Genomic DNA, 21,819 nt, shown 5'->3' on the forward strand with positions numbered 1-21,819 from the left:
CCTAACAAACAGACACCAAAAACTGGCATCAAAAACAGTCACACCCCCAAACGGGAAAATGCAGGCATGACCAAAAAACAAACAAAAACCACCAAACACACTATTGAGTTCTCAAACAACACACCCGGTTTTCAGGCAACCCTGCCACTATACTGCATGTGACCAGGGAGGTCAAACCTCGTCCGCCGCGCCTTTTGGGCTGGGGCCGTTGGCTTCTGCCGAAATACTACGCGCTGTGGCGCTCAGTCCCAAATGACCAGCACAGCGCCGGTTCTGGGCTGCGGACACTACTCGACGCGCTCGATCTCCGCGCCCAAAGCGACCAGGTTTTCCACGAACTTCGGGTAACCGCGGTCGATGTGAAAGACGTCGTGCACCTCGGTGTCACCATCGGCGACCAGACCCGCCAGCACCAGACCGGCGCCGGCACGGATGTCCGAGGACCACACCGGAGCACTCGACAGCTGAGGAATCCCCCGAAGCACGGCATGGTGACCGTCGGTTCGGGCGTCGGCGCCGAGCCGGATCATCTCTTCGACAAACCGGAACCGCGCCTCGAACACGTTCTCGGTGATCATCGACGTTCCCTCGGCAATCGCCGCCAAACCGATGGCCATCGGCTGGAGATCTGTGGGGAAGCCGGGGAACGGCAGCGTCGCCACGTTCACCGCCTTCGGGCGTTCGTACTGGACCACCCGGAAGCCGTCGTCACTCTGCGTCACCGTCGCCCCGGCATCGTGCAGTTTGTGCAACACCAGCTGCAGATGGGCAGGATCCACCCCGGTGACCGAGATGTCGCCTCGTGTCATCGCCGCCGCGATGCCCCACGTCGCGGCGACGATCCGGTCTCCGATGACCCGGTGCTCCGTGGGATGGAGCCGGTCGACACCGGTGATCGTCAGGGTCGACGACCCGGCACCGGCGACCTGGGCGCCCATCTGGTTGAGCATCGTGCACAGGTCGACGACGTCAGGCTCGCGGGCTGCGTTGTGGATCGTCGTCACGCCCTCGGCGAGCACCGCCGCCATCAGGATGTTCTCGGTTGCGCCGACCGACGGGAACTCCAGTTGAATGTCGGCGCCGCGCAGGTGGTCGGCTTCCGCGACGACACAGCCGTGTTCGATGTTGCACCGCGCACCCAGCTGGCGCAGGCCCGATTGATGCATGTCCAGCGGACGCGAGCCGATGGCGTCACCGCCGGGCAACGCGACCTTCGCCCGCTTGCACCGCCCCACCAACGGACCGAGGACACACACCGACGCGCGGAACTGACGGACCGCGGCGAAGTCCGCGTCGTACTTCAACTCGTCTGGTGAGGTGATCCGCACGACGCTGCCGTCGAGTTCCACGGTGGCGCCGAGGCCCCGGAGCACCTCGGCCATCAGCGGCACATCGAGAATGTCGGGGCAGTTGGTGATGGTGCTGGTGCCCTCCGCGAGCAGCGAGGCCGCCATCAGCTTCAACACGCTGTTCTTGGCGCCCCCGACGGCAACTTCGCCAGATAACCGACTGCCGCCGGTCACCACGAAACGCTCGCTCACGCGGCCAGTGTAAACAGAGTCGACGAGCGTGTCAGTTTCCTGGCATCCAACGCGCCGCCCGCACCGGTACGGTTTCAGCATGGCTGTCCACCTCACCCGCATCTACACACGGACCGGCGACGATGGGACCACCGGGCTGAGCGATTTCAGCAGGGTCTCGAAGAACGACGCACGGTTGGCGGCGTACGCCGACTGTGACGAGACCAACGCCGCGCTCGGTGTCGCCGTGTCTCTCGGGCAGCCCGAGGGGCGACTTCTCGACGTGCTGCGGCAAATTCAGAACGACCTCTTCGACGCAGGCGCCGATCTGTCGACCCCGGTGGTCGAGAATCCGGAGTACCCGCCGCTGCGCATCAAGCAGGACTACATCGATCGCCTGGAATCGTGGTGCGACGAGTTCAACGAGGGGTTGCCGGCGCTCAATTCGTTTGTGCTGCCGGGCGGCACGGCGCTGTCCGCGTTGCTGCACGTGGCGCGCACCGTGGCGCGGCGAGCCGAGCGGTCCGCGTGGCATGCGGTCGACACCGAAGGCGAGTCGGTGAGCGTGTTGCCCGCCAAGTACCTCAACCGGCTCTCGGACCTGCTTTTCATCCTGTCCCGCGTGGCGAACCCGCAGGGCGACGTGCTCTGGCGGCCGGGCGAGCAGTCTCAGTAGCTTCGGCGCCGCGCCCGCGGCGACGGCCGTGATTCCAGCCACGAGGTGAACGCTGTCAACGCACCGCGATCCAGCGCGATCTCATAGCCTCGTCCGGGTTCGGGTCCGACGTCACGCAATTCCAGGATGACGATCTCCTCGGTCATGATGTCGAACTCGTCACCGCGGGGCGCTCGCCTCGACACGACCTCCAGACCCCGCCGGCTCAGCGTCCGGTCCGGCCACCACCGCATGCTCGACAGCCGGTAGAAGCCGGCCTCCCCGCCGCGGTACCGCATCACCCCGTGCCGCCAGCCGTGACCGCCGACGGCGGGCACGTCCCGCAGGATCGCCGCGGTGCCCCCGACCTGCCTCAGCTTCCACAACCGGTAGGAGAGCGCGACGACGACGGTCAGCAGCACGCCGACCAGCGCGACCATGAATAGCATGGACGCGCTCACCGGCTCGCCTGCTAGTCGATCTGACCGAGGGCGCGAAGCCGCGCCCTGCCCCATGCCGCGGTGTGCTCGTCATCGGACTCGGAGTCCTGCTTCGCCTCGTCGGCATTGATCTCCGACTCGAACTCGGCCCGCTCCACCAGAATCCGCACTGCCTCTTCGGTGACGGACAAGAACCCGCCGTCGACCGCGATGCGCAGGTCGTCCTCGCCCTCGCGCTCGACACGCACCATCGCGTCATCGACGAGCTCGGCCACCAGCGGGATGTGCCGCGGCAGGATGCCGATCTCGCCGGCGGTGGTGCGGGTGAACACGAACGTTGCCTCACCCGACCAGAGTTCGCGCTCCACGGCGACGATCTCGACGTTGATTTCGGCCACGTCACACCACCTTTCGCAGCAGAGCGCTCAGTGCTCGTCGGTTCTTCGCGCGAGCGCTCATCACAGCTTGGCGCCGAGGCTTTCGGCCTTCTTCGCCAGGTCGTCGAGCCCACCGATCAGGAAGAACGCCTGCTCGGGCAGGTGGTCGAAATCGCCCTTGCTCAGCTTGTCGAACGCCTCGATGGTCTCCTTGAGCGGCACCGTCGAGCCGGGCTGGCCGGTGAACTGCTCGGCCGCCATCATGTTCTGGCTCAGGAAACGCTCGATCCGCCGCGCCCGGTTAACCAGCTGCTTGTCCTCTTCGGACAGCTCGTCGACACCGAGAATGGCGATGATGTCCTGAAGGTCCTTGTAGCGCTGCAGGATCCGGATGACTTCCTGTGCCACCCGGTAGTGCTCGTCACCGACGACCGAGGGATCCAGGATCGTCGAGGACGACGCCAGCGGGTCCACGGCCGGGAAGATGCCCTTGGAGAACACGTTTCGGCTGAGCTCGGTGGTCGCGTCGAGGTGCGCGAACGTCGTGGCCGGCGCCGGGTCGGTGTAGTCGTCGGCGGGCACGTACACGGCCTGCATCGAGGTGATGGAGCGGCCCCGGGTCGAGGTGATGCGCTCCTGCAGCTCACCCATCTCGTCGGCCAGGGTGGGCTGGTAACCCACCGCGGACGGCATACGGCCGAGCAGCGTCGACACCTCGGAACCGGCCTGGGTGAACCGGAAGATGTTGTCGATGAACAGAAGCACGTCCTGCTGCTTCTCGTCGCGGAAGTACTCTGCCATCGTCAGCGCCGAGAGCGCCACCCGCATACGGGTGCCGGGCGGCTCGTCCATCTGGCCGAACACCAGCGCGGTGTCCTTGAGCACGTCGGCATCGGCGAGCTCGACCCACAGGTCGTTGCCCTCACGGGTGCGCTCCCCCACGCCGGCGAACACCGAGGTGCCACCGAAGTTGCGGGCGATGCGGTTGATCATCTCCTGGATCAGCACGGTCTTGCCCACGCCGGCGCCGCCGAACAGGGCGATCTTGCCGCCACGCACGTACGGGGTGAGCAGGTCGACGACCTTGAGGCCGGTCTCCAGCATCTCGGTGCGAGGCTCGAGTTCGGCGAACGGCGGCGGCTTGCGGTGGATGGACCAGTGGTCGAAGTCCTCGCCGTAGCCGGGCTCGTCCAGGCAGTCGCCCAGGGCGTTGAACACGTGGCCCTTGACGCCGTCACCGACGGGCACCTCGATCGAACGGCCGGAGTTGGTCACCGCGACGCCGCGCACCAGACCGTCGGTGGGCTGCATGGAGATGGTGCGCACCAGGTTGTCGCCTAGGTGCTGCGCCACCTCGAGGGTCAGCGTCTTGGCCAGGTCCCCGTAGGTGATCTCGGTGTGCAGCGCGTTGAACAGCTCGGGCACCGCTCCCCGCGGGAACTCGACGTCCACGACCGGCCCGGTGATACGAACGACGCGACCGGCGGAACCGCTCTTGCTGTCGCTCTTGGTCTCTTCTGCGGTAGCAGTCATTTCCTCTTCGCTTCCTACGGGGGCTTACTTCGCGTCGGCCAGCGCGTTGGCGCCGCCGACGATTTCGCTGATTTCCTGGGTGATCTGGGCCTGACGTTCGCGGTTGGCCATCAGCGTCAGATCCTTGATGAGGTCGTCGGCATTGTCGGAGGCCGACTTCATGGCGCGTCGCCGCGACGCCGACTCCGAGGCCGCCGCTTCCAGCAGCGCGGCGTAGACGCGGGTTGCGACGTACCGCGGCAGCAGCGCATCGAACAGCGTCTCCGGGTCCGGCTCGAACGAGAACAGCGTCCGGGGCCCTTCGTCTTCGGGCTCGTCCTCGACGTACTCGACCACCATCGGCGCGATCCGGCGGGCCGCTGCGGTCTGCGACAGCATCGACCTGAACTCGGTGAACACGATGTGCAACTCGTCGACGCCGAGAATGCCGTCGTCGCCGGGTTCGTCACCTTCGTCGTCGACCCCGGACATGAACGCGTTCACCAGCGTGCCGGCGATCTCCCGCGCGTTCTCGTAGGTCGGCCGCTCGGAGAACCCGGTCCACGACTCGGTCACCTCACGCTGGCGGAAGTTGTAGTAGCCCAGGGCCTTGCGGCCGACGACGTACAGCTCCGGTGTCTTACCCTCTTCCCGTAGCAACGCGAACAGTTCCTCTGCCTGCCGCAGCACGTTGGCGTTGTAGGCGCCGCACAGTCCGCGGTCCGAGGACACCACCAACACGCCCGCCCGCTTGGGGTTCTCCCGCTGAACGAGCAGCGGGTGGTCCAGCGCGCTGGCACTGGCGAGCTCGGTGAGCATGTTGGTGATCTCGTTGGCGAACGGCCGAGCCGCCAGGACTCGGGCCTGCGCCTTGGCGATTCGCGACGTCGCAATGAGTTCCTGGGCCTTGGTGATCTTCTTGATCGACCCGGCGGAACGGATGCGCCCGCGAAGTTCGCGCAGTGTTGCAGCCATCTAGCTCTCCAGACCCTTTCCAGATCCTATGATTTCGGGTCCGCTCTACTTCTTGGGCGCCGGCTTGCGGACCTTCACGGATTCCTTCTCGACGTCTTCCTCGTCCATGGCCTCGGTCTCGGCCTCGTTGACGACCACCGAGCTGCCGTCGCTGGCCGAGAAGCCCTTCTTGAACTCGTTGATGACGTCGGTCAGCTTCTTCTCGGTCTCCTCGGAGAGCTTCTTGCTCTCCCGGATCTCCTTGAGGATCTCCTCGTGGGAGGCCCGGACGTGCTCCAGAACCTCGGATTCGAAGCGCGCGACGTCTTCCACCGGAACCGAGTCGAGGTGGCCCTTGGTACCGAGGAAGATGGCGACGACCTGGTCTTCCACCGAGTACGGCGTGTACTGCGGCTGCTTGAGCAGCTCGACCAGACGGGCGCCACGCTCCAGCTGGGCCTTCGACGCCGCATCCAGATCCGAGGCGAACGCGGCGAACGCCTCGAGTTCGCGGTACTGGGACAGCTCGAGGCGCAGACTTCCCGCGACTTCTTTCATGGCCTTGATCTGTGCGGCGCCACCGACGCGGGACACCGACACACCGACGTTGATGGCCGGTCGCACACCCTGGTTGAACAGGTCGGACTCCAGGAAGCACTGGCCGTCGGTGATCGAGATGACGTTGGTCGGGATGAATGCCGAGATGTCGCTGGCCTTGGTCTCGATGATCGGCAGTCCGGTCATCGAGCCGCCGCCGAGTTCGTCGGACAACTTCGCGCACCGCTCCAGGAGCCGCGAATGCAGGTAGAAAACGTCGCCGGGGAAGGCCTCGCGACCCGGGGGGCGGCGCAGCAGCAGCGAGATCGCGCGGTAGGCGTCGGCCTGTTTGGACAGGTCGTCGAACACGATCAGCACGTGCTTGCCGTCGTACATCCAGTGCTGGCCGATGGCCGAACCGGTGTAGGGCGCCAGCCATTTGAAGCCTGCGGCATCGGATGCGGGTGCGGCGACGATGGTGGTGTACTCCATCGCGCCACCCTCTTCGAGGGCCCGCTTCACGCTGGCGATCGTGGTGCCCTTCTGGCCGATCGCGACGTACACGCAGCGCACCTGCTGCTTGGGGTCACCGGTCTCCCAGGCTTGGCGCTGGTTGAGGATCGTGTCCACGCAGACGGCCGTCTTGCCGGTCTTGCGGTCGCCGATGATGAGCTGGCGCTGGCCGCGGCCGATCGGGGTCTGCGAGTCGATGGCCTTGATGCCGGTCTGCAGTGGCTCCGACACACCCTGGCGCTGAATCACCGACGGCGCCTGGAGTTCCAGCGCGCGGCGGGTGTTCGACTCGATGTCGCCCTGACCGTCGATCGGCTGCCCCAGCGGGTTGATGACACGCCCGAGGAACGCGTCGCCGACCGGCACCGAGAGCACCTCACCGGTACGCTTGACCTGCTGGCCCTGCTCGATCTTCTCGAAGTCACCGAGGATCACCACGCCGACGCTGTGCTCGTCGAGGTTCAGCGCCACCCCGAGCACACCACCGGGGAACTCGAGGAGCTCCTGGGTCATGACCGAGGGCAGGCCTTCGACGTGCGCGATGCCGTCACCGGCGTCGATGACTGTGCCGATCTCCTCACGCTCGGTCTCGGCGGAGAAGTTGGCGACGTAGTCCTCGATCGCCCCTTGAATGTCAGAAGCCGAGATTGTCAACTCTGCCATGGCTTTTGGTTCCTGCCTTCGTGTCTGTCGTATCGAATTCTGTTAGTCGGGCAACTGGGTCTCGGCCGCTGCCAGCCGTGACGACAGCGAGCCGTCGATGACCTCTTCGCCGACAGCGATCTTCAGGCCGCCCAGCACGTCGGGGTCGAGGTGGAGCTGCAGCGACACCGGGTGCCCGTAAATGCGCGTCAGCACTTCCGTGAGACGGGTACGTTGCCCGTCGCTGAGATCGGCGGCCGCGGTGACGTGCGCGACGACCTCGCCGCGACGGGCCACCGCGAGTTCGGCGAGTTCCCGAACGGCCTCGTCGGCCCGCTCGCCTGCCAGCAGTTCGATCGTCTGGTTCAACAACGCCCGCGTCGTGGAGTTGGCGTTGTCGCCGAGCACGCCGTCGAGCAGACCGATCCGGCCCTCGGCGGGTGCGGTGTGATCGCTGAGCAACGAGTTGAGCTGCGACTCGGAGTCCAAGACCCGGCCGAACCGGAACAGTTCGTCCTCGACCTCGGTGGTCTCGTCGTTCCGCTCCGCCCGCACCAGCAGGGCCAGCCTGGCGACGTGCCGGACCGCGAAGGCCAGATCCGCTTCGCTCGACCAACGCTGGGACACCGCGGCTTTGACGATCTCGAGCGAGGTGTCGGAGATCTTGCCCGACAGCAGGGTTTCGGCCAGGCCGGCTTTCCCCTGTCCCTCGTCCGCAGGCTCGGCGAAGTGCTTGGCCAGCACCATCTCCGCGCGCAGCAGCTTCGCGAACGACGTCAGGTCGTCCGCCACAGTCGACAGGCCCTCGGCGTCGACGTCGGAGGTGAGTTCGTCGAACCGCGCGACCACGGCATCCAGCGAATCCCGGCTGGTGGCTCGCAGTTCGCTACCCGCGGTGTCCGCGATCACGGCCTCCGACGGGGCCATGGCGTCCAACTCGTCGAGGAACCGATCGACAGTGGCCGCCTGCCGGTCCGCGTCCGACACGTGCTGCCGAACGAGTTCGCCTGCGCGATGAATGGATTCGGTGCCGAGATTCTGACGAAGCTCCCGGATCAACTGCTGCCGCAGCAGTTGGACCTGCGCGGCGCCCTGCACCTTGATCCGCTCCACCTCTGCATCGGCTTGCGCCCGCAGCTGCTCGCCGATCTTCTGGGCATCGGCACGCGCCTCCTCGACCACCTTTGAGGCGTCGGCTTTTGCCGCTTCGACCGCCTTGGTGTGCTCGGAGTCGGCCTTCTCCACCTTCTCGGCGGCGACGGCGCTCTCCTCGAGCTGACGGCGCACCGTTTCCTGCTGTGCCGTCATCATCTTGCGTACCAGGGGCAGGATGTACCGCACCACAAGGAACACAATGAGCAAGAACCCGACGAACTGACCGATGAATGTCGACATTTGTTACCGTCCCTGACTGCTCGTCGGGGCGACGTCCACGCCGAGAACGCGGCTGGCCAGCTTCTCCGACAGAGCCTCGATCGACGACTGCAGTTCTGTGGTGGTCGCCCGGCCCTGTTCGGACAGCTGGTCGTTCGCTTGCTGCAGGGTCTCCCCGGCTTCGGCGCCGGCCCGACCGCGCATGTCCTCGACGATCTTGCGGCCTTCACCGCGCGCCTCGTCCCGGATCGCCGACGCCTCACGGCGAGCCTCGGTCATCACCTCTTGTGAGTCGGCCTGTGCTGCGGCCGACAACTCGGACGACTTGCGGAAGTCCTCGTTGGTCTTGGCGACCATTGCCTCACGTTCGTGCAGCACCTTGCTGATCGGCGGCACCACGAACTTGGCGATGACACCAAGCACGATCAGGAAGATGAGCAGCACGAAGATGAACGTGCCGTTGGGCAGCAGGAAGTTGCCTCCCCCGCCCTCTTCCTGGGCGAGGATGGTCGTGCTCAGGTCACCCATGACTCGAGACTCCAAGCCGACTACGCAACCGGGGTCGCGAAGACGAACAGCGCCATGAACGCCAGGTTGATGAAGTACATCGCCTCGACCAGACCGACTGTGATGAAGAACGGGACGAAGAGCCGGCCCTGAGCTTCGGGCTGCCGCGCGACGCCGTTGACCAGCGCGCTACCGACGACACCGTCGCCGATTGCCGCGCCGATGGCGCCGCCCCCCAACAGAAGTCCACCGCCGATGAGCGCGCCGGCAGCGATTGTGGGATCCATTTCTTTCCTCCTTGCTAGCTGGTAGGAGTCCTACCAGGTGTCGTGGGTCGAGCATGTCGGGATGGTCAGTTCAGTGTGCGTCGTGCTCTTCCAACTCCATCGACTGACCGAAGTACAAGATCGTCAGAAGCGCGAAGATGAACGCCTGGATGGCGCCGATGAAAAGTTCGAAGGACTTCCACAGCGCGTTGGGCGCCCACAGGATGTAGGCCGGGAACAGCGCGATGATCGTGACCATGATGCCGCCGGCGAACACGTTGCCAAAAAGACGGAGCGACAACGAAACCGGCTTGGCGATCTCTTCGACGAGGTTGATCGGCGCGAGGAACGCAACGTGGCCCTTGAGGAGCTTGATCGGGTGTCCGATCACGCCGCGGCGCCAGAAGCCGGCCGCGTGGTAGCAGACGAACACAAAGAGACCGAGGGCGAGGACGAAGTTGATGTCCGAGGCGGCCGGCTTGAGGAACTCGTGAATGCCGGTCTCGTCGGAGTACTGCCACGGGAACACCGACAGCCAGTTGGCTGCGAGGATGAACACGAACAGCGCCAGCGCCAGCGGGAGCACGAACGGCGCGATCCGCATACCGATGGCGCTTTCGATCTGGTTTCGCGTCTGGACGGTGATCGCCTCCCAGAACAGCTGCACACCACCGGGAACACCGGTGGACGTCACCTTGGCCCGGAGGAAGAATGCCAGCGCGAGCACGATCACCGCGGCGATCGTCGTCGAGAGCAGGGTGTCGGTGTTGACCGTCAAACCGAACCACTCGGCCTCGGTGTGCTGCCCGACGTGAATGCCGGACTCGGCGGCGAGAATCGTCCCGTTCATTGCTAGCTGACTTCCCCTTCGGCTCCGTGGCTTGCCGGGCTGCTCGCGTCGGCGGCGCCGGCCCGCAGTTTCTTTGCCACCGGTAGTGCGGTCGTAAACACCAGCAGAAGCTGGAACAAAGCCATCCCGAACACCACACCCAGTCCGTCAGGCCGGAACACGAATGCGATCGTCAAGCCGATGACCGTCATGATCATCAGGCGAGTCGCGGAATTGACCGCCATCTTGCTCTTGAGTGGATGCTCCTCGGCGGTGATCTTGCTGACCGATCGCCGGATGAGCAGCGCGTTGATCAGCCCCAGCCCCAGCCCGATGCCGAAGAACACCCCGATCATCACGCGCCCCAGAAGTCCGAGGCCCACGGTCGCCAGAGCGGCGAGCACGACACAGATCACCAGGAGGCGTACGGGCCTGAAAGCGACGGACGGAAACACCAACGGCGCATCTTGCGCTGGTGTCGTCACTTGTTCACCTCAATCCCGCGGTCGTCGAAACTGCTGAGCCTTCAAAGGAGCCGGTCCCGATGATCCGGTGCGTAATGCCCGTAGCGTATCGGAGGGCGGCGGGCGCGCTGGAATCACCCAAGAGGTAGCTCCTGTGATCGGTCATACTGTCGGTCAAAGTTCCGTTCCGATCGGTGTGAACCGATGGCCCGGTGCCGGCAACCCGCGAGGTAATTTCGGGTTCTCACCGAACCCTAACATATGGTGAGAGCCACAAAAGAGGGCCTACTACTTTCCGTCGTACAGCTGCTCGGCAGGGTCGTCGCGGCGCCGCAGCAGCGGGATCAGGGTCGCCACTACCGCGATCAGGATCGCCCCCGCCATCACCGCCGCGGTGTGTCGTGGGTCGAAGAAAATGGTGCTCGCGGCGCCGAGCGCGACGATGCCCACCCACAGATAGATCAGCAGCACCACCCGCCGGTGGGAGTGGCCGATCTCGAGCAGTCGGTGGTGCAGGTGCATCTTGTCGGGGCTGAAGGGGCTCAGCCCCGCGCGGGTGCGCCGGATGATGGCCAGCAACATGTCCAACGCGGGCACGAACATCACCGCCACCACGAGCAGGAACGGCGACAGCAGCGCGAACACGTCGCGGGCGCCGTACGCGGTCTGAGAGATCGGTCCCGCGGCGGTCGTCGACGCGGCGGCCAGCATCAGCCCGATCAACATCGAGCCCGAGTCGCCCATGAAGATCCTGGCCTTGTGGAAGTTGTGCGGGAGAAAGCCCAGACAGGCTCCGGCGAGGACGACGGAGATCACCGCCGGCGGGTAGAACAGCACGTCGCCTCCGTGGTCGCGCAGCAGCCCGATGGAGAAGATGCAGATCGCCGAGGCGGTGATCAGTCCCAGGCCCGCGGCCAGGCCGTCCAGGCCGTCGACGAAGTTCATCGCGTTGACGATGGCGACGGTCAATGCCAGCGTCAGCAGGATCGAGGAGACCTGGTCCAGCACGATGGTGCCGACCCCGCCGATCGGGATGTAGAGGACGCTCCACGCGACACCCATCGTGACGAGCACGCTGGCCGCGGTGATCTGACCGGCGAACTTGGTCAGCGCATCCAGTCCCCACCGGTCGTCGATCAGGCCGACGACCATGATGAGCCCGCCCGCGACCACCACCGCGGGCATGCCCGACGAATAGACGAAGCCGCGGGTCAACGCCGGCAGCTGGGACGCCAACAGGACCGCGGCCACGACCCCCAGGTACATCGCGAGCCCGCCCATACGCGGGGTGGGTTGCAGGTGGACGTCGCGCTCGCGCGGGTAGGCCACCGCTCCCCACCGGGTGGCCAGCATCCGGACCCAGCCGGTTGCCAGATAGGTGATGATCGCAGCGGTCAGGCCGACCAGCGCGAGTTCCCGCAGCGGGACGCCCGCGCCCCGGTCGGACAGCGCCAGCAGCGTCGAGGACAGTGGCTCCGTGGCGGGCACTGCCGTGATCATCGCTGAACCGTAAGGCACGAGGCTCCAGAGTCAATCCGTCTGGGCGGTCAGGGCCGCAGCGTCGACGCCCAGCACGCCGGCGATCGCCTCGGTCGTCACCGGACCCTGACGTAACACCCGCGGATGCGTCCCGGTCAGATCGACGATCGTCGACGCCGCCTGCTGCTCGGCGGGACCACCGTCGAGGTAGACCTCGACGAGATCGCCGAGTTGCTCGCGGGCCCGCGCTGCGGTCAGAGCAGCCGGCCGCCCGGAGATGTTCGCGCTCGACACGGCCATCGGCCCGACTTCCCGCAGCAGCTCGATGGCCACCGGATGCAACGGCATGCGCAGCATCACGGTGCCGTTCGCGTCGCCCAGATCCCATTGCAGCGACGGAGCCTGGCGGACCACCAGGCTCAGCGCGCCCGGCCAAAACGCCTGGATCAGCTCTTGTGCGCTCTTTGGGACAGTGTAGACGAGTCCCTTGATGGTGTGCCAGGACCCGACCAGCACGGGCACCGGCATGTCCCGGCCGCGCCCTTTGGCCGCCAGCAGCGCCGCGACCGCGGCACCGTCGAAGGCGTCGGCGCCGATGCCGTACACCGTGTCGGTGGGCATCACGACGAGGCGCCCGCCCTTGACCGCGCTGATCGCCGATGCGATGCCGGCCTCGCGCTGTGCGGGATCGGTGCAGTCGAACGCTTCACTCATGCGCGATCCGCTTCGCTTCTCGCTGGGACGTCATGCGCGATCCCGCTTCGCTTCTCGCTCGCCAGTCACAAGGTCAGCCTCTCACCCACCGCGAACCGCGGTCACGAAGCGGGGTCGACCGGTGAGGTCGTGTCGTGCGGTGACCTCGACGAATCGTGCTGCGTGGGTGAAGGCTTCGACGGTGAGCGCGGACGTGGTGTCGTCGTGCTCGACGGCGCAGAAACCCCCCGGCCGCAGCAGCCGCGCCGCCAGTGCGACCAGGTGGGTGACCACCCCCATCCCGTCCTCCCCGCCGAACAGTGCATGTGGCGGATCGTGGTCGGCCACTTCGGGTTCCAGCCGTGCGCCGGTGGGGATGTAGGGCGGGTTGGCGACCAGCACGTCGACGGTGCCGTCGAGATCGGTCAGCAGATCCGCACCGGTGACGTCGGCACGCAGCAGTTCCACAGACGTGCCGCAGATGTTGCGTCGCGCGTACGCCAGTGCCTCCTCGGAGTCGTCGACGGCGATCACCCGGGCCGCCGGACGGTGGTGCCACAGCGCCAGCGCCAGTGCGCCCGAACCGGTACACAGATCCACGATCGTCGGGTGCTGCGGCACCGGTTGGGCCAGCACCCAGGCCAGCAGCGACTCGGTCTCCGGCCGCGGAACGAACACGCCGGGGCCCACCTGCACGGTGACCGGGCCGAATGCGGCGGTTCCGGTGAGGTGTTGCAGCGGCACCCGCTCGGCTCTCCTGGCGACGAGCCGTTCGTACTGCTCGACGAAATCGGGGCCGGGGTCGACCAGACCGAGTCGGCCCCGGTCGGTCCCGGCCACGTGCGCGGCCAGCAGTTCGGCGTCCACCCGTGGGGATCCGATGCCGGCGCGGGACAGTGCCTCCGTCGCGGCACCGATCGCGTGATGCAGCTGACGGGTCCTCATCGTCGAACCGTCACGTGTTCTGCAACCTGGACTGCCTGTCGGCGACGGCCAGCGCGTCGAGCAGTGAATCCATGTCGCCGTCGAGCACCTGGTCGAGGTTGTGCGCCTTGAAGTTGATGCGGTGATCGGCGATCCGGTTCTCCGGGAAGTTGTAGGTCCGGATCCGTTCGCTGCGGTCGACGGTGCGGATCTGGCTGGCGCGGTCGGCCGACGCGTCGGCGGACGCCTGTTCCTCGGCCAGCAGCTGCAGCCGCGCGGCGAGCACCTGCATCGCCCGGGCCCGGTTCTGCAGCTGCGAGCGTTCGTTCTGACAGGTCACGACGATGCCGGTGGGCAGATGGGTGATGCGCACCGCGGAGTCGGTGGTGTTGACGCCCTGGCCGCCCTTGCCCGAGGACCGGTAGACGTCGATGCGCAGATCGGACTCGTCGATCTGGACCTGCTCGATCTCCTCGGGTTCGGGGTAGACGAGCACGCCGGCAGCCGACGTGTGCACCCGCCCCTGGGACTCGGTGACCGGCACCCGCTGCACCCGGTGCACGCCGCCCTCGAACTTGAGCCGCGCCCACACCCCGTCGGCGCTGTCGCCCTTGCTGGTGATCGACAGCGTCGCGTCCTTGTAGCCCCCGAGGTCGGAGAACGTCTCGTCGAGCACCGTCACGGTCCAGCCGTGTCGCTCGGCGTAACGGATGTACATCCGTGCCAGGTCCGCGGCGAACAGCGCGGACTCCTCGCCGCCCTCTCCCGACTTCACCTCCAACACGATGTCGTCGGCGTCATGGGGGTCGCGGGGGGCGAGCAGATCGGCCAGCTGGGTTTCGAGCTGCTGCACGGTCGCGGTGAGCTCCTCGACCTCGGCGACGAACGAATCGTCGGCGGCGGCCAGTTCCCGGGCGGCCTCGAGGTCACCGCGGGCGGTTTCCAGTTTGCGGTGGGTGGAGACCACGGGCGCGAGCTGCGCGAACCGCCGGCCCGCCTTGCGCGCGGCTCCCGGGTCGGCGTGCAGCTCGGGATCGGATAGGCGCCGTTCCAGGTCAGCGTGCTCGGCGAGCATCGCGTCGACCGCCGGTGCCGTGTCGGTCACCTCGCCTCCTCTGCGCGCCGTCTGCTGCTAACTACCCCTTCTCATGAAGCGGCGCCCGGCCTGCGCGGACAGCGCAGAGCGGGCGCCGATCTCCAGAGCTACTTGTCGTCGGCAGCCTTGGCGGCTTCGGTATTTCCCGTCGCTGCGCTCGCCCCGGCGCGCTTGCCGTAGCGCTTCTCGAAGCGCGCGACACGGCCGCCGCTGTCGAGGATCTTCTGCTTGCCGGTGTAGAACGGGTGGCACTTCGAGCAGACCTCGACGGTGATCTGTCCGCTCTGCTTGGTGCTGCGGGTGGTGAAGCTGGCGCCGCAGCCACACAGCACGCTGGTCTCGACATAGTCAGGGTGAATGCCCGATTTCATGGTTTCCTCTTCGATAGTGGGCCCCGGGTCGCCCCTCCCGTTCTGGGAGGCGTGCGGCGTGAACCGGAACCGAGGTGTCGGCGATGAATTATGCCAGGTCAACCGCCAGTGTCCTAAACGCCCGCGCAGGAGGGCCTATTCCCCGCCGACAGTCCGGTAGGTGTCCCCGGCACGCTTCCACAGCAACCGGCCTGCGGGCTGCACACCCATCGCGACCAATTCCCGTTTGACGACCTTGTTGGTGGCGGTGCTCGGCAGTTCGTCGGCGATCCAGACGTGGCGGGGCCACGCCTTGGGCGACAGGTCCGGCTGCGCGGCGAGGAACTCACCGAATTCAGTCGGGGTCAGGGTCGCGTGGTCCTGCAGCACGATCGCGGCCATCACCTGGTCGCCGACGTGTTCGTCGGGCACCGGGTAGACCGCCACCTGGCTGATCACGGGTTCCCGGATCAGGATGCGTTCGATCGGCGCCGCTGTCATGTTCTCGCCGTCCACCCGCATCCAGTCCGCGGTGCGACCGGCGAGATAGATCCAGCCGTCGGCGTCGCGGTAGGCCAGGTCGCCGGACCAGAACATGCCGTGACGCATGCGCTCGTCGGTCGCCCCCGGGTCGTTGTAGTAGCCGGCGAACATCCCGGCACCCTCGGTGTTGACCAGCTCACCGATCGCTTCGTCCCCGTTGGCCAGCGCGCCGTGCTCGTCGAACCGTGCGACGGCGCACTCGGTCAGTGTCTCGGAGTCGTAGATGGCCACCCCGGGGAAACCTTTGCCGATGGACCCGGCAGGGCAACCGTCGTCACGCGTCACCGTGACCGCGTTTTCGGTCGAACCGAAACCGTCCCACACCTCACAGCCGAAGCGCCTGGCGAACTGCTCGATGTCACGGTCACTGGCCTCGTTGCCGAACGCCACCCGCAACGGGTTGTCCAGATCGTCCGGCCGTTCGGGACTGGCCAGGATGTAGGCCAGCGGCTTGCCGACGTAGTTCATGTAGGTGACGCCGTAGCGGCGGACGTCGTCGATGAACCCGGAGGCGGTGAACTGTGCCGGGGCCATCGCGGCGCCCGCGTTGAGCGCCACCGACCACCCGGCGAGCACCGCGTTGCTGTGGAACAGCGGCATCGACAGGTAGCAGACGTCGTCGCGGGTCAGTTCGTAGCGGCCGGCCAGCGCCGCGCCGGCCAGCAGCACCATCGCGTGCATGACCCGGACCGCCTTCGGGTCGCCGCTGGTACCGGACGTGAAGATCAACATGTAGGTGTCGGCGGCCGTCGCTTCGCGGTGCGGCCTCAGCTCCCCCGCCTGCCCCGCCAGGTCCTGCCACTCGGGGCTACCGACCACCAGCACCCGAATGCCTGCCAGGTCCAGGCCGTCGAGAAGCGCGAAATGACGGTCGTCGGTCACCAGGATCTGGCAGTCGGCGCGCCGGACGTCGCGGGCCAGCGCCTCACCCCGACGGGTGTTGTTGATCCCGCACAGCACGTATCCCCCGAGCCCGGCGGCGGCCATCGCGGTCAGCATGTCCGGCGTGTTGTCGAGCAGAACGCCCACGTGGAGCGGTCTGCCCGGGTCGGCGATGCCGATCAGCGCCGCGGCCTGCCGTGCCGCGGCGTCGAGGTGCTCTCGCCAGGTCCAGGTCCGGCCCTCGTACTCGACCGCCACGCCGTCGTCATCCGCGAGTTCCCGGAGTAGCTGTTGAACTGTCTCTGCCACCTGCCTGCCCTTCGAAGTCGGTGAACAGATTGCCCTACGTGTCTACTCGATCCGCTGCGGGCCTGGCGCATCGCCCCACCGATGTCCGCTCATTTGCGAAGATAGGGGCGTGAGTGTCGGCACAGCGGCGAAACCCGAAACCAGATCCGTTCGTGATCGCCTGATCGAGGCTGCCGAACAATGCCTGACCGCCAAGGGCATTCGCGCAACGACGGTCTCCGAAGTCGCCGAGGTGGCCGGGGTCAGCCGAGGCTGGCTGTATCGGCACTTTCCCGACAAGGCCGAACTGCTCGGTGCGGCGATCGTGCGACTCAACGATGCGTTCTGGACCGAGGCGAGCACCCGACTTGACGCCGTCAGCGGTCTCGACCGTCAGATCGTCGCCGGGGTGGCGCTGGCGCACACCACCTCAGAAGCCCCCGGTGCCCTGGTGCTGAAACTCCGTCAGGAGGAGCCGGAGGCGTTCGCCGCGTGTGTCGGGCTCGGGGTGCGCGGGCTCATCCCCGAGATCGCCGCGTTCTGGGAGCCCTACCTTCGTGCCGCCGTCGACAACGGAGAGATCCACCCCGACACCGACTGCGCGGAGTCGGCCGAATGGATCGGCCGGATCACGATGAGCCTGGCGACGGTACCGAGCGAGCATTTCGACCCGGAGAACCCGGACTCGGTGCTGCGCCACGCCCGCCGGTACATCGTGGCGGCGCTGCGCTGCGACCCGGCCGAGGTGTGACTTCGGCGTGCCGAGTCGCGCTGAGCGCGACCGGCCACGCCGAGATCACTCAGTCGCCGTCGTTGCCGCCGGGGGTGTTCTTCGAGACCTGAACCAGGAACTCGTAGTTGTTCTTGGTCTTGCGCAGCTGGCTCATCAACAGGTCGATGGCCTGATGGGGGTCCAGCCCGGACAGCACCCGACGCAGCTTGTGCACGACCGCGAACTCGTCGCTGGAAAGCAGCAGCTCGTCCTTACGGGTGCCTGACGGGTTGACGTCGACGGCCGGGAACACCCGACGCTCGGAGATCTTGCGGTCGAGCTTGAGCTCCGCGTTACCGGTGCCCTTGAACTCCTCGAAGATCACCGTGTCGCCGGTGGAACCGGTCTCGACCATGGCCGTGGCGATGATCGTCAGCGAGCCGCCCTCTTCGATGTTGCGTGCCGCGCCCAGGAACCTCTTGGGCGGATACAGCGCCGTCGAATCGACGCCGCCGGAGAGGATTCGGCCCGACGCCGGGGACGCGTTGTTGTAGGCGCGACCGAGGCGGGTGATGGAATCCAGCAACACCACGACGTCCTTGCCCTGCTCGACCAAGCGCTTGGCCCGCTCGATGGCCAGCTCGGCGGCCTGGGTGTGGTCGGACGGCGGCCGGTCGAAGGTCGAGGCGATCACCTCGCCCTTGACCGAGCGCTGCATGTCGGTGACCTCTTCGGGACGTTCGTCGACCAGCACGACCATGAGGTGGCACTCGGGGTTGTTCTTGGTGATCGCGTTCGCGATGTCCTGCATGATCGTGGTCTTACCGGCCTTCGGCGGTGACACGATCAGGGCGCGCTGCCCCTTGCCGATCGGCATGATCAGGTCGATGACGCGGGTGGTCAGCTTGTCGGGGGTGGTCTCCAGGCGCAGCCGCGTGTTGGGGTACAGCGGGGTGAGCTTCTGGAACTCGGGCCGTTTTCTGGCCTCCTCCACCGGCTTGCCGTTGACCGTGTCCAGCCGCACCAGCGGGTTGAACTTCTGCCGGGAGTTCTGCCCGCTGTTGTCGCCGTCGCGGGGCACCCGCACCGCGCCGGTGACAGCGTCACCGCGGCGCAGACCGTTCTTCCGCACCATGTTCATCGAGACATAGACGTCGTTCGGCCCCGCCAGATATCCGGAGGTACGCACGAACGCGTAGTTGTCGAGAACGTCGAGAATGCCTGCGACTGGCTGGACGACGTCGTCCTCGCGAAGCTCGGTGTCGCGCTCGCCGCCACCGGCACCGCCGCCCTCACCACCGCCCCGGTCCCGCCGCCGCCGGTCGCGGAACCGGCGGCCGCGCCTGCCCTGACGGCCTTCGCCGTCGTCGTCGGCGTTGCCGCCGCCCCGGTTCTGACCGCCCTGCTGGTCGGACTTGTAGCCCCGGTTGTCGTTGCGGTTGTCGGAGTCCCGGTTATCCCTGGAGTCCCGGTTGTCTGACTTGTTGCCGTCGGCCTTTTCGGCCCTGTTGCCTTCGGTCTTGTTGCCGTCGGCCTTTTCGGCCCTGTTGCCCTCGGACTTGGGGGCCTGATTCTGGCCGCCCTGATTCTGGCCGCCGTCGCGCTTGTCCTGGTCCTTGGCCTGATCCTTGTTGCTGGGCCCGCCGGCACCGCGGGAGGCCGAGCGGCGCTCGCGGCGCTGCTGGGGCTGGGCCTCGGAATCGGTCTGTTCCGGCGAGCCGTCGCCGGAGTCTGCGGCAGGTGCACTCGCAGCGGCGCTCTCGGCAGGCGCGGACGCGGCGGCGGACTCGCCGGCGGCGCTGCTCTCCGCTTTGCCCGCGGAGCGGCCGTTGGACTCGCCGCGGCGCTCACGGATGGCGGCGATCAGTTCGCTCTTGCGCATGCCGGTGGCGCCGTCTACGCCGATCTCCTTGGCCAGGGCGCGCAGCTCAGGCAGCACCATGCTGGTCAGAGCGCCGCGCCGGGTGCCCGAGCCGGCCGAGCTCTCGGGGGCGGCTGCCGTCTGAGCAGTCTCCGCAGCCGGAGCCTTGGGCTCCGCCGAAGAAGTGCTGTCCGCAGTCACGGTTTTCGGCAGCTCATTGCTTTCAGCGCTGCCACCAGCCGTGATGAGGTCCGTATCAGTCACGGATTTCCTTTCTTCCCTCGCTGATCGAGTCACGCGGGGGTTCGGTGCGCTCAGCCAAACTGCTGAACGCGAAGGTCACACCATTGCCACTGCAACGGTGATCGCCGGGTTTCGCCGAAACGGCAAACCGTCAGTCCACTAATTTGAACACCTGAAAGAAGAGTGGTCGTCCTAGTGTCGGCGCAGCTTCAGACGCTGCGATTGCTGGACGAAAGCGAGAATAACCCGCATTCGGGCCGGAAGCAAGAAACGCCGTGATTCGCATGATACGGGTGTTGCTTGCGCGTCGCGGTCGAGCTACGGCCGGGCCGCGACGCCGGATGTCCAGGTCACCCCGTTGCCGACGGACGTCTTGCTGACGGCAAAGCCGTGATCGCGTCCGTAATCCAGAACTTCAGCCGGCAATTCCGGCCCGGTGCTCAATGCCAGCACTGCAGGTCCAGCGCCGGAGAGCACTGCAGCTATCCCACAACGGCGGAACACCGACAGGTATTCCGCCGAGGCGGGCATGGCGGGCGCCCGCTGCGGTTGGTGCAGGACGTCTTCGGTCGCAGCCATGAGCAGGTCGGGCCGCTGGGTGAGCGCGACGACCAGCAGCGCGGCCCGGCTGAGGTTGAAGCGTGCGTCGGTGTGGCTGATCTGCTCGGGAAGCAGCACCCGGGTCTCGGCGGTCGATGAACGCTCCTGCGGCACTGCGGTGAACACGTTGATGTCGGAATGCAGAACGATCGGGGCGGCCGAGTACCGCGGGCGTTCGGTGCCGGCCTCCGTCCAGGACACCACCGCCCCGCCGAGGACCGCCGCTGCCGCGTTGTCGGGGTGTCCCTCGAACTCGGCCGACAGCTGGACCAGCTGCTCCGGTGTCAGCGAGGTCGAACCATTCTGCGCGGCAAGGCCACTGGCGGCCGCGAGACCGCCGACGACAGCCGCGGCCGAGGACCCCAGCCCGCGGGAATGCGGAATGTCGTTGCGACAGCGAACGATCAGACCTGAGGCAGTCGCGCCGACTTCACGCAGTCCACGCTCGATCGCGCGCACCACCAGATGGGAACCGTCGAGCGGGACCTGTCCGGCCCCTTCGCCATCGACTTCGACGACTAGACCGGATTCGGTTGTCTCGACCACGATCTCGTCATACAGACTCAGAGCGAGCCCCATGCTGTCGAAACCGGGCCCGAGGTTGGCACTCGAGGCCGCGACCACAGAGGTGGCCGTCAGCCCGGGTGGCAGGTTGCGTGTCACTGGAGTCCGTTCTAGACCAGGCCGAGCTTGGCGAACACGGCCACGGGATCGACGGGTACCGGGATCACGGCGGGCATCCCCTTCAGTGCGGTGTCGGGATCCTTGAGCCCGTTGCCGGTCACCGTGCACACAACGGTGGAACCCTTGGCGACCCAACCGTCTTCGATCGACTTCAGCAGCCCCGCGATACTCGCGGCCGAAGCGGGTTCGACGAAGACGCCCTCCGCCCGTGCCACCAGATGGTAGGCGGCGAGGATCTCCTCGTCGGTGGCGGCGAGGAAGCGACCCTTGGACTCCTGCTGCGCTTCCACTGCCGAGGTCCACGATGCGGGCGAACCGATCCGGATGGCGGTGGCGATGGTCTCGGGGTCACTGACCGGCTCACCGAGGACCAGCGGCGCGGCTCCGGCCGCCTGCGTGCCCAGCATCTTCGGCAACCGGGCGGCCAGACCGTCGCGGTGATACTCGGTGTAGCCCTTCCAGTACGCCGTGATGTTGCCGGCGTTGCCGACGGGCAACGCGTGCACGTCGGGTGCGTCGCCGAGCGCGTCGACGATCTCGAACGCCGCGGTCTTCTGCCCTTCGATACGAAACGGGTTGACCGAATTGACAAGTGACACGCTCGGGAAGTCAGAGGTGAGCTTGCGGGCCAGCTCGAGGCAGTCGTCGAAGTTGCCGTCGATCTGGATGATCTTCGCGCCGTGCATCACCGCCTGGGCCAGCTTGCCCATGGCGATCTTGCCCTGCGGCACCAGCACTGCACAGGTGATGCCCGCGCGCGCCGCATACGCCGCCGCCGATGCGGAGGTGTTGCCCGTGGAGGCGCACAGCACCGCCTGCTGCCCGCGGGCGACCGCCTCGGTCACCGCCATCGTCATGCCGCGGTCCTTGAACG

Annotated in this window: 22 protein-coding genes; 2 read left to right on the forward strand and 20 right to left on the reverse strand. The window is 66.8% G+C overall.

What is annotated here, in order from left to right:
• Window positions 1-287 precede the first annotated feature (287 nt).
• The gene (gene murA / locus WA944_RS10930) at window positions 288-1,541 is read right to left on the reverse strand and encodes a UDP-N-acetylglucosamine 1-carboxyvinyltransferase (RefSeq protein WP_526368792.1); all 1,254 of its coding nucleotides are present in this window, start codon (window positions 1,539-1,541) and stop codon (window positions 288-290) included.
• A 79-nt stretch (window positions 1,542-1,620) separates the two neighbouring features.
• Here murA and WA944_RS10935 point away from each other — a divergent pair, with 79 nt between their 5' ends.
• Window positions 1,621-2,196: a cob(I)yrinic acid a,c-diamide adenosyltransferase gene (locus WA944_RS10935; protein ID WP_526368794.1), complete on the forward strand. Its 576-nt coding sequence runs from the start codon at window positions 1,621-1,623 to the stop codon at window positions 2,194-2,196.
• Here WA944_RS10935 and WA944_RS10940 read toward each other — a convergent pair.
• From WA944_RS10940 to fadD1, 16 genes are all read right to left on the reverse strand, one after another.
• Window positions 2,190-2,636, reverse strand: a complete 447-nt coding sequence (locus tag WA944_RS10940; protein WP_526368796.1) for a DUF2550 family protein — start codon at window positions 2,634-2,636, stop codon at window positions 2,190-2,192. The two genes, WA944_RS10935 and WA944_RS10940, sit on opposite strands and share 7 nt — an antisense overlap.
• Before the next feature lie 11 nt (window positions 2,637-2,647).
• Window positions 2,648-3,013, reverse strand: coding sequence for a F0F1 ATP synthase subunit epsilon (locus tag WA944_RS10945; RefSeq protein WP_163893445.1), 366 nt, complete (start codon window positions 3,011-3,013; stop codon window positions 2,648-2,650).
• Between the two features lie 60 nt (window positions 3,014-3,073).
• On the reverse strand, window positions 3,074-4,525 hold the full coding sequence (gene atpD, locus WA944_RS10950; RefSeq protein WP_526611041.1) for a F0F1 ATP synthase subunit beta: 1,452 nt from the start codon (window positions 4,523-4,525) through the stop codon (window positions 3,074-3,076).
• 24 nt (window positions 4,526-4,549) lie between these two features.
• Window positions 4,550-5,479 carry a F0F1 ATP synthase subunit gamma gene (locus WA944_RS10955; protein WP_526372489.1) on the reverse strand — a complete coding sequence of 310 codons (930 nt, stop codon included), beginning with the start codon at window positions 5,477-5,479 and terminating at the stop codon, window positions 4,550-4,552.
• Between the two features lie 45 nt (window positions 5,480-5,524).
• The gene (gene atpA, locus WA944_RS10960; RefSeq protein WP_163893453.1) at window positions 5,525-7,171 is read right to left on the reverse strand and encodes a F0F1 ATP synthase subunit alpha; all 1,647 of its coding nucleotides are present in this window, start codon (window positions 7,169-7,171) and stop codon (window positions 5,525-5,527) included.
• 42 nt (window positions 7,172-7,213) lie between these two features.
• The gene (locus WA944_RS10965; protein WP_526372490.1) at window positions 7,214-8,545 is read right to left on the reverse strand and encodes a F0F1 ATP synthase subunit B/delta; all 1,332 of its coding nucleotides are present in this window, start codon (window positions 8,543-8,545) and stop codon (window positions 7,214-7,216) included.
• Window positions 8,546-8,548: 3 nt separating this feature from the next.
• On the reverse strand, window positions 8,549-9,052 hold the full coding sequence (locus tag WA944_RS10970) for a F0F1 ATP synthase subunit B (RefSeq protein ID WP_526372491.1): 504 nt from the start codon (window positions 9,050-9,052) through the stop codon (window positions 8,549-8,551).
• Window positions 9,053-9,072: 20 nt separating this feature from the next.
• Window positions 9,073-9,318 (reverse strand): F0F1 ATP synthase subunit C, encoded by a 246-nt coding sequence (locus tag WA944_RS10975; protein WP_069407341.1) that lies wholly within the window; start codon window positions 9,316-9,318, stop codon window positions 9,073-9,075.
• Window positions 9,319-9,388: 70 nt separating this feature from the next.
• Window positions 9,389-10,147, reverse strand: coding sequence for a F0F1 ATP synthase subunit A (atpB, locus tag WA944_RS10980; RefSeq protein ID WP_526372492.1), 759 nt, complete (start codon window positions 10,145-10,147; stop codon window positions 9,389-9,391).
• Window positions 10,148-10,149: 2 nt separating this feature from the next.
• Window positions 10,150-10,611 (reverse strand): ATP synthase subunit I, encoded by a 462-nt coding sequence (locus tag WA944_RS10985; RefSeq protein WP_526372493.1) that lies wholly within the window; start codon window positions 10,609-10,611, stop codon window positions 10,150-10,152.
• A 267-nt stretch (window positions 10,612-10,878) separates the two neighbouring features.
• Window positions 10,879-12,090 carry a glycosyltransferase family 4 protein gene (locus WA944_RS10990; protein WP_163893469.1) on the reverse strand — a complete coding sequence of 404 codons (1,212 nt, stop codon included), beginning with the start codon at window positions 12,088-12,090 and terminating at the stop codon, window positions 10,879-10,881.
• Window positions 12,091-12,120: 30 nt separating this feature from the next.
• Window positions 12,121-12,783: an L-threonylcarbamoyladenylate synthase gene (locus WA944_RS10995; protein WP_526375145.1), complete on the reverse strand. Its 663-nt coding sequence runs from the start codon at window positions 12,781-12,783 to the stop codon at window positions 12,121-12,123.
• Between the two features lie 81 nt (window positions 12,784-12,864).
• A complete protein-coding gene (prmC, locus tag WA944_RS11000; protein WP_526375147.1) occupies window positions 12,865-13,707 on the reverse strand; it encodes a peptide chain release factor N(5)-glutamine methyltransferase in 843 nt (280 codons plus the stop codon).
• Between the two features lie 10 nt (window positions 13,708-13,717).
• Window positions 13,718-14,761, reverse strand: coding sequence for a peptide chain release factor 1 (gene prfA, locus WA944_RS11005; protein ID WP_526646923.1), 1,044 nt, complete (start codon window positions 14,759-14,761; stop codon window positions 13,718-13,720).
• Window positions 14,762-14,889: 128 nt separating this feature from the next.
• Entirely contained in the window at window positions 14,890-15,153 is a 264-nt protein-coding gene (rpmE, locus tag WA944_RS11010) for a 50S ribosomal protein L31 (RefSeq protein ID WP_526375149.1), read from the reverse strand.
• Between the two features lie 135 nt (window positions 15,154-15,288).
• Window positions 15,289-16,866 (reverse strand): fatty-acid--CoA ligase FadD1, encoded by a 1,578-nt coding sequence (fadD1, locus tag WA944_RS11015; protein WP_526611042.1) that lies wholly within the window; start codon window positions 16,864-16,866, stop codon window positions 15,289-15,291.
• A gap of 109 nt (window positions 16,867-16,975) precedes the next feature.
• Here fadD1 and WA944_RS11020 point away from each other — a divergent pair, with 109 nt between their 5' ends.
• Entirely contained in the window at window positions 16,976-17,596 is a 621-nt protein-coding gene (locus WA944_RS11020) for a TetR/AcrR family transcriptional regulator (RefSeq protein WP_526372351.1), read from the forward strand.
• A gap of 49 nt (window positions 17,597-17,645) precedes the next feature.
• Here the strand turns inward: WA944_RS11020 and rho are convergent, their stop codons facing one another.
• The 3 genes from rho to thrC all read right to left on the reverse strand — a co-directional run.
• Window positions 17,646-19,682, reverse strand: coding sequence for a transcription termination factor Rho (rho, locus tag WA944_RS11025; RefSeq protein WP_526646917.1), 2,037 nt, complete (start codon window positions 19,680-19,682; stop codon window positions 17,646-17,648).
• A gap of 297 nt (window positions 19,683-19,979) precedes the next feature.
• A complete protein-coding gene (thrB, locus tag WA944_RS11030) occupies window positions 19,980-20,924 on the reverse strand; it encodes a homoserine kinase (protein WP_526646919.1) in 945 nt (314 codons plus the stop codon).
• Window positions 20,925-20,935: 11 nt separating this feature from the next.
• Window positions 20,936-21,819: threonine synthase (gene thrC, locus WA944_RS11035; RefSeq protein ID WP_526646921.1), on the reverse strand; the 884-nt coding region annotated here is incomplete at its 5' end.

The sequence above is a fragment of the Mycobacterium sp. genome, assembly GCF_049683355.1.
Taxonomy (GTDB): domain Bacteria; phylum Actinomycetota; class Actinomycetes; order Mycobacteriales; family Mycobacteriaceae; genus Mycobacterium.

Bases quoted from the DNA above. Each gene is read 5' to 3' on its own strand.
- WA944_RS10935 (WP_526368794.1), top strand. From the start codon at position 1,621: ATGGCTGTCCACCTCACCCGCATCTACACACGGACCGGCGACGATGGG.
- atpD (WP_526611041.1), bottom strand. From the start codon at position 4,525: ATGACTGCTACCGCAGAAGAGACCAAGAGCGACAGCAAGAGCGGTTCC.
- WA944_RS10955 (WP_526372489.1), bottom strand. From the start codon at position 5,479: ATGGCTGCAACACTGCGCGAACTTCGCGGGCGCATCCGTTCCGCCGGG.
- atpA (WP_163893453.1), bottom strand. From the start codon at position 7,171: ATGGCAGAGTTGACAATCTCGGCTTCTGACATTCAAGGGGCGATCGAG.
- WA944_RS10965 (WP_526372490.1), bottom strand. From the start codon at position 8,545: ATGTCGACATTCATCGGTCAGTTCGTCGGGTTCTTGCTCATTGTGTTC.
- WA944_RS10970 (WP_526372491.1), bottom strand. From the start codon at position 9,052: ATGGGTGACCTGAGCACGACCATCCTCGCCCAGGAAGAGGGCGGGGGA.
- WA944_RS10975 (WP_069407341.1), bottom strand. From the start codon at position 9,318: ATGGATCCCACAATCGCTGCCGGCGCGCTCATCGGCGGTGGACTTCTG.
- atpB (WP_526372492.1), bottom strand. From the start codon at position 10,147: ATGAACGGGACGATTCTCGCCGCCGAGTCCGGCATTCACGTCGGGCAG.
- WA944_RS10990 (WP_163893469.1), bottom strand. From the start codon at position 12,090: ATGATCACGGCAGTGCCCGCCACGGAGCCACTGTCCTCGACGCTGCTG.
- WA944_RS10995 (WP_526375145.1), bottom strand. From the start codon at position 12,783: ATGAGTGAAGCGTTCGACTGCACCGATCCCGCACAGCGCGAGGCCGGC.
- prmC (WP_526375147.1), bottom strand. From the start codon at position 13,707: ATGAGGACCCGTCAGCTGCATCACGCGATCGGTGCCGCGACGGAGGCA.
- prfA (WP_526646923.1), bottom strand. From the start codon at position 14,761: ATGCTCGCCGAGCACGCTGACCTGGAACGGCGCCTATCCGATCCCGAG.
- rpmE (WP_526375149.1), bottom strand. From the start codon at position 15,153: ATGAAATCGGGCATTCACCCTGACTATGTCGAGACCAGCGTGCTGTGT.